Source organism: Kribbella steppae, assembly GCF_004342025.1.
GTDB lineage: Bacteria > Actinomycetota > Actinomycetes > Propionibacteriales > Kribbellaceae > Kribbella > Kribbella steppae.
Genome location: NZ_SLWN01000003.1, coordinates 498,207 through 512,236 on the forward strand (window position 1 = coordinate 498,207; position 14,030 = coordinate 512,236).

At 69.0% G+C, this 14,030-nt stretch carries 14 protein-coding genes and 1 riboswitch; of the genes, 9 read left to right on the plus strand and 5 right to left on the minus strand.

The features are described from left to right. Window positions 1-18: 18 nt before the first annotated feature. From EV652_RS10955 to EV652_RS10970, 4 genes are read right to left on the minus strand one after another with little or no spacing between them, the layout of a single operon-like run. Window positions 19-1,446 carry an FGGY family carbohydrate kinase gene (locus tag EV652_RS10955; protein WP_132208927.1) on the minus strand — a complete coding sequence of 476 codons (1,428 nt, stop codon included), beginning with the start codon at window positions 1,444-1,446 and terminating at the stop codon, window positions 19-21. Further along, on the minus strand, window positions 1,433-2,830 hold the full coding sequence (locus tag EV652_RS10960; protein ID WP_132208928.1) for an alpha,alpha-trehalose-phosphate synthase (UDP-forming): 1,398 nt from the start codon (window positions 2,828-2,830) through the stop codon (window positions 1,433-1,435). Before EV652_RS10960 ends, EV652_RS10955 begins: the two co-directional genes overlap by 14 nt. 6 nt (window positions 2,831-2,836) lie before the next feature. Then, window positions 2,837-3,838, minus strand: coding sequence for a Gfo/Idh/MocA family protein (locus EV652_RS10965; RefSeq protein ID WP_132208929.1), 1,002 nt, complete (start codon window positions 3,836-3,838; stop codon window positions 2,837-2,839). After that, complete coding sequence (locus EV652_RS10970; protein ID WP_242001687.1) at window positions 3,829-5,232, minus strand: amidase; 1,404 nt, start codon at window positions 5,230-5,232, stop codon at window positions 3,829-3,831. Before EV652_RS10970 ends, EV652_RS10965 begins: the two co-directional genes overlap by 10 nt. A gap of 148 nt (window positions 5,233-5,380) precedes the next feature. Between EV652_RS10970 and napA the strand changes: the two genes are divergently transcribed. Genes napA through otsB form a run of 3 tightly spaced genes read left to right on the plus strand, consistent with a single transcriptional unit; the run spans window position 5,381 to window position 7,169 of the window. Further along, window positions 5,381-5,722 carry a nucleoid-associated protein NapA gene (gene napA, locus EV652_RS10975; RefSeq protein ID WP_132208930.1) on the plus strand — a complete coding sequence of 114 codons (342 nt, stop codon included), beginning with the start codon at window positions 5,381-5,383 and terminating at the stop codon, window positions 5,720-5,722. Window positions 5,723-5,724: 2 nt separating this feature from the next. Continuing rightward, the gene (locus tag EV652_RS10980; RefSeq protein ID WP_132208931.1) at window positions 5,725-6,339 is read left to right on the plus strand and encodes a LytR C-terminal domain-containing protein; all 615 of its coding nucleotides are present in this window, start codon (window positions 5,725-5,727) and stop codon (window positions 6,337-6,339) included. Beyond that, window positions 6,336-7,169, plus strand: a complete 834-nt coding sequence (gene otsB / locus EV652_RS10985) for a trehalose-phosphatase (RefSeq protein WP_132208932.1) — start codon at window positions 6,336-6,338, stop codon at window positions 7,167-7,169. The genes EV652_RS10980 and otsB overlap by 4 nt, the downstream gene beginning before the upstream one ends. On the opposite strand, the gene EV652_RS10990 is transcribed toward otsB, so the two are convergent. Continuing rightward, on the minus strand, window positions 7,135-7,602 hold the full coding sequence (locus EV652_RS10990) for a hypothetical protein (protein WP_132208933.1): 468 nt from the start codon (window positions 7,600-7,602) through the stop codon (window positions 7,135-7,137). The genes otsB and EV652_RS10990 overlap by 35 nt on opposite strands. A gap of 98 nt (window positions 7,603-7,700) precedes the next feature. On the opposite strand from EV652_RS10990, the gene EV652_RS10995 reads away from it, so the two are divergent. From EV652_RS10995 to EV652_RS11020, 6 genes are all read left to right on the plus strand, one after another. After that, complete coding sequence (locus EV652_RS10995) at window positions 7,701-8,864, plus strand: Fic family protein (RefSeq protein WP_132208934.1); 1,164 nt, start codon at window positions 7,701-7,703, stop codon at window positions 8,862-8,864. 29 nt (window positions 8,865-8,893) lie between these two features. Continuing rightward, a complete protein-coding gene (locus tag EV652_RS11000; protein ID WP_242001688.1) occupies window positions 8,894-9,847 on the plus strand; it encodes a DNA-3-methyladenine glycosylase family protein in 954 nt (317 codons plus the stop codon). A 32-nt stretch (window positions 9,848-9,879) separates the two neighbouring features. Then, window positions 9,880-11,127, plus strand: a complete 1,248-nt coding sequence (locus EV652_RS11005; protein WP_132208936.1) for a cation:proton antiporter — start codon at window positions 9,880-9,882, stop codon at window positions 11,125-11,127. 157 nt (window positions 11,128-11,284) lie between these two features. Continuing rightward, window positions 11,285-12,247 (plus strand): GlxA family transcriptional regulator, encoded by a 963-nt coding sequence (locus tag EV652_RS11010; protein WP_132208937.1) that lies wholly within the window; start codon window positions 11,285-11,287, stop codon window positions 12,245-12,247. 65 nt (window positions 12,248-12,312) lie between these two features. Continuing rightward, window positions 12,313-12,452: riboswitch (SAM riboswitch) on the plus strand. A 10-nt stretch (window positions 12,453-12,462) separates the two neighbouring features. Next, a complete protein-coding gene (gene thrC, locus EV652_RS11015) occupies window positions 12,463-13,731 on the plus strand; it encodes a threonine synthase (RefSeq protein WP_132208938.1) in 1,269 nt (422 codons plus the stop codon). Next, on the plus strand, window positions 13,728-14,003 hold the full coding sequence (locus tag EV652_RS11020; protein ID WP_132208939.1) for a ubiquitin-like small modifier protein 1: 276 nt from the start codon (window positions 13,728-13,730) through the stop codon (window positions 14,001-14,003). The genes thrC and EV652_RS11020 overlap by 4 nt, the downstream gene beginning before the upstream one ends. Window positions 14,004-14,030 lie beyond the last annotated feature (27 nt).

Here is a 14,030-nt window from a genome sequence, read left to right on the forward strand (position 1 = left end):
CGTACCGCGAACGCGGTATCAGAGCGCCGAAGCTTGGACAGCCAGCTCTCGAAGGGCCGCGTAGCGGGGCCGCAAGGCTGCGACCCGCTCCACCTCGGCCTCGACCGGCTTCAGGTGCTCGCCACCCGGCTCGGGCCACAAACCGAGCGCCACGGCGGCGGCACCGCGCGCACCGACCTCGGCCTCCGCGCAGACCGTCGTCGGCCGGGCGAAGGTCGCGGTGAGGCAGCGGCGCCACCAGGCGGATGCGTCGATTCCGCCACCGCCCAGGACCACCGAGAGCTCACGCCCGAAGAGCGAATCCAGCATCCGCAGCCCACGATCGATCTCGAGCGATGCGCCCTGCAGGGAGGCAGCCAGCAGGTCCTCACCGGTGTCGTCGAACGACAGCCCGAAGTACACCCCCGACCCGCTCGGTACCGTTGCCGGCGGTCGTGTCCCGGCGTGGAACGGGATCGCGATCACCCGCGACGCCCCGATCTCGACACCGGTCGGCTCGTGGTGCTCCTCGTCCAACTGCAGTACGCCGGTCAGCCACGCATGCAGATTGCCCGCGGCCGAGAACGCCATCCCGGTCACCGCACTCTCGTCGTCGACCCGGTAACGCCACAGTTCCCACGGCAACTCAGGGGCGTCGGCGATCGGATGCACCACCCGTACGGCGGCTGACGTCCCCACGGTCACCGCTGCCGTCGTGTCGTCGTACCCGCCGGAACCGACGTTCGACGCGGCGCCGTCACCGGTCGGCGGATGCACCGGTACGCCGACCAGCCCGGGCCAGCGGCGTCCGAACTCCGACGACAACAAGCCGGTCCACCCGGTCGGAACGATCGGCGGCAACAACTCGGCCTTGGCGCCGGCGATCTCCAGCGCTTCCTCGTCGTACTCACCGCGGGCGAGGTCGAGCGTGCCGGTCCCGGACGCGATCGACACCGACGTGACCCGCTCGCCGGTGAGCCGCTCCAGCACCAGGTCCGGCAGACCCGCGAAGCCGGCCGGCGACCCTTCGGACAGCAACCAGGGGATCCGCCGCGTCCAGTAGAGCCGATGCAGCCAGGACCCCGTGCGGGCATGGAACGCGTGCTCGTCGAACGACGGCCCGAGGTCCAGCTCGACCGACCGGGTGTCCGCCCAGGTGATCACCGGCGTCAGCGCCGTGCCCCTGTTGTCCAGGGCAACGATCGAGTGCCACTGTGAGGAGATCACGATCGCGCCGATGTCGTTCAGGTGCCCGTTCTGCTGCAGCTCGTCCACGCAGCCGAGCAGCCCCTCGACGTACTCGTGCAGGTCCAGCGTCGCCGAGCCTCCGGTCGCGTAGGTCGGCGAGATCTTGTATCGCGCCAACGCTCCCGGGACGGGCGTGGCGTCGGCGGCCGACAGCACCAGTGCGCGGGCAGACGACGTACCGAGATCGAGTGCGAGCACCGGGCCGTCAGTCTTCGTCATGCAGTGCCTTCAGGAAGCTCGCGGCCCAGACGTTCACGTCGTGCTGGGCGAGGTGCTTGCGCATCGCCTTCATCCGGCGGCCGAGCTGGCGGTCGTCGGTGTTCATCGCGTCGACGATGGTGTCCTTCATCCCGTTGATGTCGTGCGGGTTCACCAGGAACGCCTGACGGAACTCGTCCGCGGCGCCGGCGAACTCGCTCAGCACCAGTGCGCCGGTGTCGTCGTACCGGCAGGCGACGTACTCCTTGGCGACCAGGTTCATGCCGTCACGCAGCGGCGTCACCACGGCCACGTCGGCGGCCCGGAACAGGGCGGCCATCTCGGTCCGCGAATACGACGTGTGCAGGTAGTTGATGGCCGGCGTACCGATCCGGCCGTGCTCACCGTTGATCCGGCCGACCAGCAGCTCGATCTCGTCCCGCAGCACGCGGTACTGCTCGACCCGCTCGCGCGACGGTGTCGCCACCTGGACGAACACCGCGTCGTCGACCGAGACACGCTTCTCGTCCAGCAGTTCGCCGAACGCGCGCATCCGCTGCCGGATGCCCTTGGTGTAGTCGAGTCGGTCGACGCCGAGCAGGATGTGGGCGGGGTCGCCGACCTCCCGGCGGATCTCCGCGGCGCGGACCTCGGTCTCAGGCTGGCGGGCCAGGCTCTCCAGCTCGCCGACGTCGATCGAGATCGGGAACGCCTTGGCCCGGACGATCCGGTCGTCGGGCAGGTGGATCCGGTCGCCGCGGGTGCGCAGGCCCATCCGGTTGCGGGCCAGCCGGGCGAAGTTCGAGGCGGCACCGGGTCGCTGGAAGCCGACCAGGTCCGCACCCATCAGCCCGTCCAGGATCTGCCGCCGCCACGGCATCTGCGCGAACAGCTCGGTCGGCGGGAACGGGATGTGCAGGAAGAACCCGATCCGTACGTCGGGACGCAGCCGGCGCAGCATCGCCGGGACCAGCTGCAGCTGGTAGTCGTGCACCCACACGTCGGCGTTGTCCTCGGCGGCGTCCGCGGCGGCCTCGGCGAACCGCCGGTTCACCGCGACGTAGGACTCCCACCACTCCCGGTGGAACTCCGGTGCCACGATCACGTCGTGGTACAGCGGCCAGAGCGTCGCGTTCGAGAAGCCCTCGTAGTACAGCTGGACGTCCTCGGCCGTCAGCATCACCGGGACCAGGTGCATGCCGTCGTTGTCAAAGGGATCGACCTTCTCGTCGGCGCTGCCGGTCCAGCCGATCCAGGCACCGTGGTGACCCTGCATCACCGGTGCCAGCGCGGTCACGAGCCCGCCGGGGCTCCGCCGCCACGCAGTACTGCCGTCGGGCATCTCGATCCGGTCGACGGGAAGGCGATTGGCCACCACTACGAAGGAACTACGTCCGTTCGGCATCTGCTGTTATCCACCCAGGTCTTCGTTGTCACCGGGGTACCTGACCCCGATCTGTCTACGGGTCTCGTCGAGCAGCTCGAGGATCTCGATCGTCGCGGCATGCGGCAGTGTCGGAACCTCGACGAGTCCGTCGCGCAGCGCACGCATCACGTCCCCCGCCTCATAGTGGTACCCAAGCCCATGCGTCGGTACGTCGATCCGCTCCTGACCGGACGCCGTACTGCGCACGTAGTACTCAGGATGGTGGAAGCGGTGCGGAAGCAACAGGCTGCCGTCCGGACCGCTCACCGCGGCTGTCCACGGATTCTGCGAGCGCAGGCCGCTGGTCAGGGCGGCGACCGCGCCGGAGTCGTACCGCCAGGCCATCGCCACGTTGAGGTCGACGCCGTCCTCGTTGAGCGAGCCGACCGCCTTCACCTCGGCCGGTCGACCGAGCGCCATGTAGGTGAACGTCATCGGGTAGATGCCGCCGTCCATCAGCGAGCCGCCGCCCAGCGCGGGGTCGAGCAGGCGGGCGGGCAGCGACGGCTTGTGGAAGGCGAAGTCCGCGACGACCTGCTGCGGCTCGCCGATCACACCGCCGGCCAGATCGGCGAAGTACGCCTGGATGACGGGGTTGGTCCGCATCCACATCGCCTCGGCGAACAGCGTCTTGTGCTCGGCCGCGACCGCGATCAGGTCCCGCGCCTGCTGTGCGGTCAGCGTGACCGGCTTCTCGCACAGGACCGCGATCCCGGCCTGCAGGGCGGCCCGGGCGACCGCGTAGTGCTGTGGGTGTGGTGTACCGATGTAGATCACGTCGACCGTGCCGGAATCGAGCAGCCGGCGATAGTCGTCGTACGCGTGCTCGATGCCGAACTCGGCGGCGAATCGGTCGGCGTTGCCCTGGGAACGGGACGCGACGGCGGTCACCACGGCGTCGTCGGGTAGTAGCTTCAGATCCCTCGTGAACGACGTGGAGATGTTGCCAGTAGCAACTATGCCCCACCTGACGCGATCTACACCCACTGTGTGAACTCCGGGGTCGGGAACGGTCCGTCTGCTGTGATTCTCGCGGTTTCGAAGGCGTGAGCCAAGCGAATGAGCGTGGCATCACTCCGGCCGGTACCGCTGAAGGTGATCCCGACCGGCAGTCCGGCGACCAGTCCGGAGGGCAGCGAGAGCAGCGGATAGCCCGCCAGGGCGGCGTGGGAGGACGAGCTGCCGAGTACGTGGTCGCCGTTGACCAGGTCGATGGTCCAGGCCGGCGAGTACGACGGGGTAACCAGAGCGTCCAGTTGGTTGTCCCGGAGCAAATTGTCGATGCCGTCCCGGCCGGCCCGGAGTGCGGTCAGCCGGGAAGCCACATAGATCGGGGCGTCGAGGCCCTCGGTGGCCGCGGCCCTCTCGAACAGCTCCTGGCCGAACCACTCGAGCTCGACGTCCGCATGCTCTTTGTTGAAAGCGATCAGATCGTCCAGCGTGCGCGGGCCGCCCGGAGCGCGGGTAGCCAGGTACGCCGCCAGATCGACCTTCAGCTCATGCGCGAGCACCTGCAACTGGTCCTCTTCGCCACCAGGTGTCGGTAGCGACAGGTGGTCGACCAACGTGGCCCCGCACTGGCTGAGGATCCCCAGCGCGTGCTCGGTGGCCTGATCGAGCCCAGGGGAGTACCCCCACAGCGGTCCCCTCGGCACGCCGATGCGCACGTTGCTGAGGTCCGTACCACGGCAGTGCTCGGTGTAGTCGGTGCCGCCGCCTGTCAGCACGGTCAGCAGAGCTGCAGCCTGGGTGACCGTCCTGGTCATCGGCCCAGCGGTGTCCTGCGAGTGAGAGATCGGCACGATGCCCCGCTGCGGGATCAGCCCGACTGTGGGCTTCAGGCCGACGATGCCGTTCAGTGCGGCGGGGCAGACGATCGATCCGTTGGTCTCGGTCCCGATGGCATAGTCCGCCAGGCCTGCGGCGACCGCTGCGCCCGATCCACTCGAGGAGCCGCCGGCAGAGCGGTTCAACGCGTACGGGTTGCGTGTCAGGCCGCCGTACGCGCTCCAACCGGAGGAGGACGCCGAGCCGCGGAAGTTGGCCCACTCACTCAGGTTGGACTTCCCCAGGACGACGCAGCCGGCCTCACGCAGCCGCCGTACGAGCGGAGCGTCCTCCGGTGGTGGCGGCTGGTCGGCCAGGATCAGCGAGCCGGCTGTGGTCGGCAGGTCGGCGGTGTCGATGTTGTCCTTGACCAGGACGGGGACGCCGTGCAGCGGGCCACGGACTCGACCTTCGTCACGCTCGGTGTCGAGTTGGGCGGCATGGGTGAGAGCGGCGGGATTGGGAGTGCAGATGGCGTTGACCAGCGGGTCCACCTCACGGCTCCTGGCCTGCAGCTCTTCTACCAGCGCCACGCTGGAGAGAGTTGAGCTCACCCCCTCGATCCTGCCAGAGTGGGCGCGTCCGGGAGTCCGCCTGACGACACGTTCCGTGTCGCCTGACCGGTGAATGACATCGCTGTTGTTCAGCACGTACAGTGGAGCGCGGACGGACGATCACCGACCGCACAGGAGTCATCAGCAGATGGACAGCGCCAACGCCAGCTCCCCCGGCCCCGCCGAAGCTGCGTCGCCAACTGCCGACCGGGGCGGTGGGGCGGGGGAGCTGGGCATGGCCGGACTCTCCGAGCGTGACGGCGCGATCCTCGCCTTCGAGCGGCACTGGTGGAAGTACGCCGGCGCCAAGGAGCAGGCGGTCCGGGATCAGTTCCAGATGTCCGCGACCCGGTACTACCAGGTGCTGAACGCGCTGATCGACCGGCCCGAGGCGCTTGCTCACGACCCGCTGCTGGTGAAACGGCTGCGCCGATTGCGCGCCGCCCGGCAGCGAGCCCGCTCCGCACGCCGCTTGGGTATCGAGGTCTGAAGATGCCCCGCCCGACGGACGACAGGGGCCAGGTCCTCTCGTCCCTCGTCGCAGTGCTCGCCGTCGTCGCGATCGTCGCCGGACTGCTGGTGCTGTTCGGCACCCGTGGCGACGACAGCACCGCGGACGAGGGGGCCGGGACGAGTACCCCGTCGCCGAAGCCGACCGATGCGCCGTCGACGGTCGGCGCCAGCGTGCCCAGGCCGACCGCTGCGAGCACCACACCGACACCGACTGCGCAGCCGACGAGTGAGCCGACCGCAGAGCCGACGACCGCGACTCCTGCCACGCAGCCCCCGGCTACTCAGCCGCCGGCGACGCAGCCGACCACGATCCCGCCGGCGCAGCGTCCGGCGGTCGAGATCTACAACAACACTGTGCGCAAGGGCCTGGCCGACTCGGTCGCCGGCCGCGCGCGGCAGGCCGGCTGGACCGTCGCCGGTGCCGACAACTGGCGCGGCAAGATCGCCGGCAGCACCGTCTACTACCCGCCGGGCATGCTCGCCGCCGCCAACCAGCTCGCCCGGGACCTCGGCATCGGCCGGACCAAGGGCGCGCTGGACAACATGAAGAAGGACCGCCTCACCGTGATCCTCACCTCGGACTACGCCGGATGAGTACTCCGACCATCCAGACCGAAGCCGGTCGTGAGGGCTGGGAGGCGATCGTCGCCGACCCGGCCACCGCGGTGATCTCGACGGACTTCGACGGCGTCCTGTCCCCACTGGTCGAGGACCCGGCCCGGGCTCGCCCGGAGGAGGGCGCTCTCGACGCACTGGCCCGGCTGGCCGCCTCGGTGCAACAGGTCGCGATCGTCACCGGTCGCCCGGCCCTGGTCGCTACCGAGCTCACCGGTGTCACTGGCCACCCTGGTCTCGGGCGTCTCGTCGTACTGGGGCACTACGGGCTGGAGCGGTGGGAGGCGGCGACCGGGAAGGTGACGAGCGACCCGGTGCCGGCCGGCGTCGCCGAAGCGCGCTCCAGGCTTCCCGAGTTGCTGCAGGAGCTCGGGGTCCCTGATGCCTTCGTGGAGGACAAGGAGAGCTCGCTGGCGGTCCACACCCGTCGGCTGCCCGATCCGGTCGGTGCGTTCGAGAGACTGCGTACGCCGCTGACGGAGCTGGCCGAGTCGACAGAGCTGCGGCTGGAGCCGGGCAACCTGGTGCTGGAGCTGCGGCCGCCGGGTATCGACAAGGGAGTCGCTCTGCGCCGCCTGCTCGAGTCCACCGGTGCCCAGTCGATCCTGTACGCCGGTGATGACCTTGGCGACCTGGCGGCGTACCGGGCGATCGAGGAGCAGCGCAAGGCCGGTCTGCGCGCCGTACTGCTGGCCACCCGCTCCTCGAACGCGACCGAGCTGATCGAGGCCGCGGACATCGTGGTGGACGACCCGACCGGTGTGGTGACCGTGCTCACTGCGCTTTCGGACGCGATCGCCGCCCGCTGAACGTCTGCGTCAGCGTCTGACCGAACGACTGGATCGGCCGCTCGGCGTACCCGCCGTCCTTGAGGTTCGCGAGCCGCTCGAACGGGTTCCGCGACGCCGGGTCCCCGGTGAGCAACCACGAGACGACGACCCCTACGACGTACATCGGCCACAACAGCAACCCGATCAGGCAGAAGTACTGCCACGAGTGCCGCTCCTCGTGCCGCACCAGCGCCTCGTCGTCGAAGTACGCGCGCTCATGCTTGCTGAGCACCACATTCCCGACCGTGAACGCCCCCGCGACCGGGAACGGGATCTTGTACCCGTTCGCGAACACCAACCCCCGAGGCCCCCAACTGAACCGAGCCCGCCCGATCACCCCCACCAGCAACCCGACGAGCGTCGACAGATTCAGGCAGTTCCCCACCACCTTCACCCACTGCCACCCAGTCATGCCTCAGTATCAGCCTGTCATGCGCCCGCTGTCTCGATGTCGCAATCAAGAGGACATCGGCAGTATCATGTCCTAAGAATTGAGACATTAGGACACGAATGACGATCTTCAGCACGCCGCAACCCGATCTCGAGGATCAGGAGGTCCTGGAGCAGATTCACGCGTTCCGGTCCGAGCTGGCCGACGTCCTACGGATGCCACGGCGCTGGGTCGGCGGTCTGCGCCGAAGCATGCTGGCCCGGGCCATCCAGGGCTCGAACAGCATCGAGGGGTACGACGTCGAGCTGGACGATGCTGCGGCCGCGCTCGACGACGAGGAAGCGTTGAGTGCCGACCAGCGGACCTTCGCCGAGATCCGGGGCTACCGGCAAGCGCTCGGGTATGTCCTGGCGATGGCGAAGGACGACGACTTCCGGCTGGACGTGTCCGCCGTCCGCGGCATGCATTTCATGATGTTGAGTCACGACCTGGCCAAGAGTCCGGGCAGCTACCGGCAGGGCACTGTCTACGTCCATGACGAGACGACGGGGGAGAACGTCTACGAAGGTCCGCCGGCGGAGGAAGTGCCAGGTCTGGTTGCGGAACTCATGGAGGCGCTGGCCACTGACGGAGTGGTCGACCCTCTGGTCCATGCGGCGATGGCACATCTCAACCTGGTGATGATCCATCCGTTCCGCGACGGCAACGGGCGGATGGCGAGGGCCCTGCAGACGTTGGTGCTTTCGCGAGGCGGCATCGGTGAGCCGGCATTCTCGAGTATCGAGGAGTGGCTGGGCAGCAACACCGAGGACTACTACCGCGTGCTGGCCGCGACCGGTGCCGGAGCCTGGCATCCAGAGCGGTCGTCCGCGTTGTGGATCAAGTTCAACCTGCGCGCCCACCACATCCAGGCCCAGACCGTCCGGCGGCGCTATCGCGAGGCGGGCAAGTTGTGGTTGGCCTTCGACCAACTGATCGAGCAGTTCGGCTTGCCGGAACGGGTCGCCGACGAGCTGTTCGACGCCTCGCTCGGTTTCCGGATCCGCCGGTCGACCTATGTTCGCCGGGCCGAGATCGAGCAGCGGACGGCGACTCGGGACCTGGCCAGGTTGACGGAGTTGGGACTGCTTCGGCCTGTTGGTGAGACCAAGGGCCGTCACTATGTGATGGGCGACCGACTCGTCGAGCTCGTGCAGAAGGCCCTGTCCAGCAGAGAACGGCTGGTCGATCCGTACCCCTGGATGCGCGAGCGCCTGGCGGGGGTGTCGACACCCGTGCGCTAGTTGTCCGTGGGGTGGGTAAGACTTGGTGGGTGAGTTCGGGAGTGCGGGTTTGGCGGGCTGGGCGGGTGGTGGATCCGCATTCGGTGATTGGGGGGTTGCGGAAGGGGCCGGGGGATCCGGCGTATGTGTTCGATCCGGTACGGCGGACTGTGTGGCGGGCTACGCGGACGCCGGAGGGGCCGGTGCTGTTGCGGCTGACGCCGTACGCCTCGAATGGGGAGGTGGAGGCGGAGGCGTGGGGGCCTGGAGCTGGGTGGGCGCTGGATGGGGTGCCGGAGTTGCTGGGGGAGGCGGACAGCTGGGACGGGTTCGAGCCGTTGCCGGAGCACAAGGTGCTGGTGGATGCGGCGCGGCGGTTCCCGCATGTGCGGGTGCCGCGGACGCGGGCTGTGTTCGAGGCGATGGCCGCCGCGGGGATCGAGCAGGTTGTCACCGGCAAGGAAGCGTTCCGGGCGTGGCGGGTGATTCTCCGCGAGTACGGCGAGCCGGCGCCAGGACCGCAGCCGCCGGACGGACGCATCATGATGGTCCCGCCATCGCCGGAGGAGTGGCGGGTGATCCCCTCCTGGCAGTGGTTGCGGGCCGGCGTGGAGGGCCGCCGGTCGAGGGTCGTGATCACGGCCGCGACGCGGGCCAAGGCGTTGGAGCGGACGCTGGAGCTGACCGACTCGGCGGAGATCGAGCGGCGGCTGCGGTCGTTGCCCGGCGTCGGGGTGTGGACGGCCGCCGAGGTGCGGCAGCGGGCGCATGGTGACGCGGACGCCTTCTCGTTCGCGGACTATCACGTGTCGCGGGATGTCTCGTACGCCCTGATCGGCGAGGAACTCGACGACGACGGCTGCGCCGAACTCATCGAGCCCTACCGCGGTCACCGCTTCCGCGTCCAGCGCCTCCTCGAGCTGACCGGCATCGGCCACCCGCGCTACGGTCCCCGCAAGTCCCTCCCGACCCACACCCCCGGCGCAACCCACCGTCTCCGGTAGATGCGGCCGGATCTGGGCACTAGGGCGTCACCATGAACATCGACGGGGACGGCCTGTACCTGGTGGCGGGGCTGGCGCTGTTGCTGGGTGCCGTCCTGCCACGCCTGCTCCGCCGGTACGCCATCTCCGCGCCGATCGCGTTCGTCGGCGCCGGCCTGTTGCTCGGCCTGGCCGTGGACCGCACCCGGCTCAGCCCGATCGCCGAACCCGAGCTCGCCGAGCACTTCGCCGAGCTGACGATCCTGGTCGCCTTGATGGGCGTCGGCCTGGCGATCGACCGGCCGATCGGATGGCGCCGCTGGAACGTGACCTGGCGTCTGCTGCTGGTTGCCATGCCCGCCTGTATCGCCGCCGTCGCCGGCGCCGGGTGGCTGCTCGGGCTGGCGCCGGCGACCGCCCTGCTGCTCGGTGCCGTCCTCGCTCCGACCGACCCGGTGCTGGCCTCGGACGTCCAGGTGCAAGGGCCGACGACCGGTGCGGGCGCCGAGCCGGAAGAAGACGACGAGGTCCGCTTCGCGCTCACCTCGGAGGCGGGCCTGAACGACGGACTGGCCTTTCCCTTCGTGTACGCCGCGGTGTTCGCGGTGACCAAGGGCGCTGTCGGCGACTGGGCGCTCGAGTGGTTCGCCTGGGACCTGATCGGCCGGACCGTGATCGGAGTCGCGGTCGGCGTAGGCGTGGGCTGGTTGCTCGGCAAGATGGCCTTCTCCGCGCCCTCGCGCACCTTTCGCCTGGCGGATTCTCGCGAACCCGTGCTGGCCTTGGCGATGACGCTGGGTGTCTACGGTCTCGCCCAGGTGCTGCACGGCTACGGCTTCGTCGCGGTGTTCGTCGCCGCGCTGGTGTTGCGTGCGGCCGAACGGAACCACGACTTCCACGAGGAACTGCACGGGTTCATCGAGCAGCTCGAACACATCCTCACGTGGGGGATCCTGCTGCTGCTCGGGGTGGCGATCACGGGCGGGCTGCTCGCGCCGCTGACCCTCGCCGGTGCCGCGATCGGGCTCTTGCTGGTGCTGGTGATCCGGCCCTTGACCGCCTGGGTGGCCCTGGCCGGGACACCGATGCGGCACTCCGAGCGGTGGGTGACCGCGGCGTTCGGGGTCAGGGGCGTCGGATCGGTGTTCTATCTGGCGTACGCCGGCGCCGACTTCCGCACCGACCTGCCGTGGTTATGGGCGACCGTCGGCTTCACCGTCGTCCTGAGCGTGGTTGTTCACGGCGTTGCTGCGACGCCTTTGATGCGGATGCTCGAGCTCCGCCGCGACGACCGTTCGTGAGTGCCTCGGCCGGCGGCTCGACGCCGTGACGGACGGCCGCGGCGGCGTGGATTCCTGCTGCGAAGTCCTTCAATCCCTGGAACATGACTCCATCGTCCGAGGATCTTCCCCACCGCAGAAGTGGCGCGTACGACGACTATCGCTAAGATAGTGACACATGGGTCAACGCAGCGTTTCAGTGCTCGGGTACGACGGGATGACGGCCTTCGAAGCCGGCATCGTGATCGAGGTGTTCGGGCTGGCCTGGCCGGATATCGACGAGCCCTGGTACGAGCTGAAGGTCTGCACCGAGACACCGGACCCGATCCGCGTGCTCGGCGGCGCCACGATGAGCAGCCCGTACGGACTGGAAGAGTTCGCCGCGGCGGACACGGTCGTCATCCCGAGCGTCGTGGACCCGCGCGGCGAGACCTCCCCTGAACTGATCGCCGCGCTGCAGAAGGCGCACCGCCGCGGCGCCCGGATCGTCTCGATCTGCTCGGGCGCGTTCGCACTCGCCGCCGCCGGCGTGCTCGACGGCCGCCGTGCCACGACCCATTGGAGGTACGCCGACCTCCTACGTGAGCGCTACCCCAAGATCGTCGTGGATCCAGAGCCGCTCTACACCGACGAAGGCGACGTACTCACCAGTGCGGGTTGTGCCGCCGGGCTGGACCTGGCCGTGCACCTGGTCCGCAAGGACTACGGTGCGGCCGTGGCGAACGCGATCGCCCGGCGACTGGTGATCCAGCCGTATCGGTCCGGCGGCCAGGCGCAGTACATCGAATCCCCGGTGCCGCCCGACCCCGACGACGCCTCAGTCGCCCAGAGCCTCGGCTGGGCGCTCGAACATCTCGCCGAGCCGATCGGCGTACCCGATCTGGCCAAGCAGGCGGGCCTGTCGCCGCGGACGTACTTGCGCCACTTCGCGAAGGCGACCGGGACGACGCCGGGCAAGTGGCTGATCGCCCAGCGGATCCAGGCGGCGCTGACCATGTTGGAGACTGGGGATGCGCCGGTGGAGGAGATCGCGCTGGCCGCCGGGTTCGCCACCCCGGTCACGCTGAGGCACCACTTCGCCAAGCAGTTGCACACCTCGCCCTCGGCGTACCGACGGACCTTCCGGGCCCGGCACAGCTGAGATCGGCTGTCTCGGATAGTGGGAACCGAAGACACAATATGGACCCGATTGGGTAACCTCGGGGGAGCTCATCCAGAGGGACTGAGGGAAACGGCCCGTTGAAGTCCCGGCAACCCTCCCCGTTGAGGTCCCGTCCGGGACCCTCGCGGCGGAACGGTGCCAAATCCGTCCCGCGCCGAGATCCGGTGTGCGGGGAAGATGAGGAGGGAACCTCCATGAGCCTGACCGCCGACTCGACCACCCACACCATCCGTGAAGGTGCCTTCGGCAACGGTACGCACCTGAGCTGTCGCGCCTGTGGTGCGAAGTCGCCACTCGGTCCGTTCTACGCCTGTATGGAGTGCTTCGGTCCGCTCGAGGTCGGGTACGACTACCCGGCGATCACGCGGGAGCAGATCGAGGCCGGACCCAAGAACATCTGGCGCTACCAGCCGCTGCTGCCCGTCCCCGTCGACGTGGCCAGCTTCCCGAACACCGAACCCGGCTACACCCGGCTGATCGACGCCGGCAACCTGGCCCGCGAGCTGGGCTTGAGGAAACTCTGGGTGAAGGACGACTCCGGCAACCCGACGCACTCCTTCAAGGACCGTGTCGTCGCGAGCGCCCTGAGCGCCACCCGCGAGCTCGGCATGAAGGTCTTCGCCTGCCCCTCCACCGGCAATCTGGCCAACGCCGTGGCCGCTGCCGCCGCCCGGGCCGGCATCCGCTCGGTCGTGTTCATCCCGCACGACCTCGAGCGCCCCAAGGTGATCACCACCGCCGTGTACGGCGGCACGCTGGTCGCCGTCGAGGGCAACTACGACGACGTGAACAAGCTGGCCTCCGAGATCGCCGGCGAGGAGGAGGGCTGGGCGTTCGTCAACGTCAACGTCCGGCCGTACTACTCCGAGGGCTCCAAGACGCTCGCCTTCGAGATCGCCGAGCAGCTCGGCTGGCGGCTGCCGCAGCAGGTCGTCATCCCGGTCGCCTCCGGTTCGCAGCTGACCAAGATCGACAAGGGTTTCACCGAACTCGGCAAGCTCGGCCTGGTCGACGCGACCGACTACAAGGTGTACGGCGCCCAGGCCACCGGCTGCTCGCCGGTCGCCCAGGCGTTCCGGGACGGGTACGACGTGGTGAAGCCGGTGAAGCCGGACACCATCGCGAAGTCGCTGGCGATCGGCAACCCGGCGGACGGACCGTACGTCCTGGACGTGGCCCGTCGTACCGGCGGCGCGATCGAGGACGTCTCCGACGAGGAAGTGGTGGAGGGCATTCAGCTGCTGGCCCGGACCGAGGGCATCTTCACCGAGACCGCGGGCGGGGTGACGGTCGCGACGCTGAAGAAGCTGATCGAGTCCGGTCAGCTCGACCCCGAGGCCGAGACGGTGATCATCAACTCCGGCGACGGGCTGAAGACGCTCGACGCCGTGGCCGACCGGGTCGGCCCCAAGGTGACCATTCCCGCGTCGTACGACGCCTTCGTGAAGGCAGGCCTGCAGTGAGCGTGAGTGTCCGGGTCCCGACCATCCTGCGCCCCTACACCCAGGGCGCCTCCGCGGTCAGCGCCGAGGGGGCGACGCTGAGCGAGGTGCTCGAGTCGCTGGACAGCTCGTACCCGGGGATCAAGTCCCGCGTGCTGGACGAGTCCGGCGAGCTGCGCCGATTCGTGAACGTGTACGTCGACAACGATGACGTACGGTTCGCCGAAGGTCTGCAGACGTCGATCAAGGACGGCGGCGAGGTCTCGATCATCCCGGCGGTCGCGGGCGGCTGATTGTCCGGTGCGGGCGCTAGCGTGGCC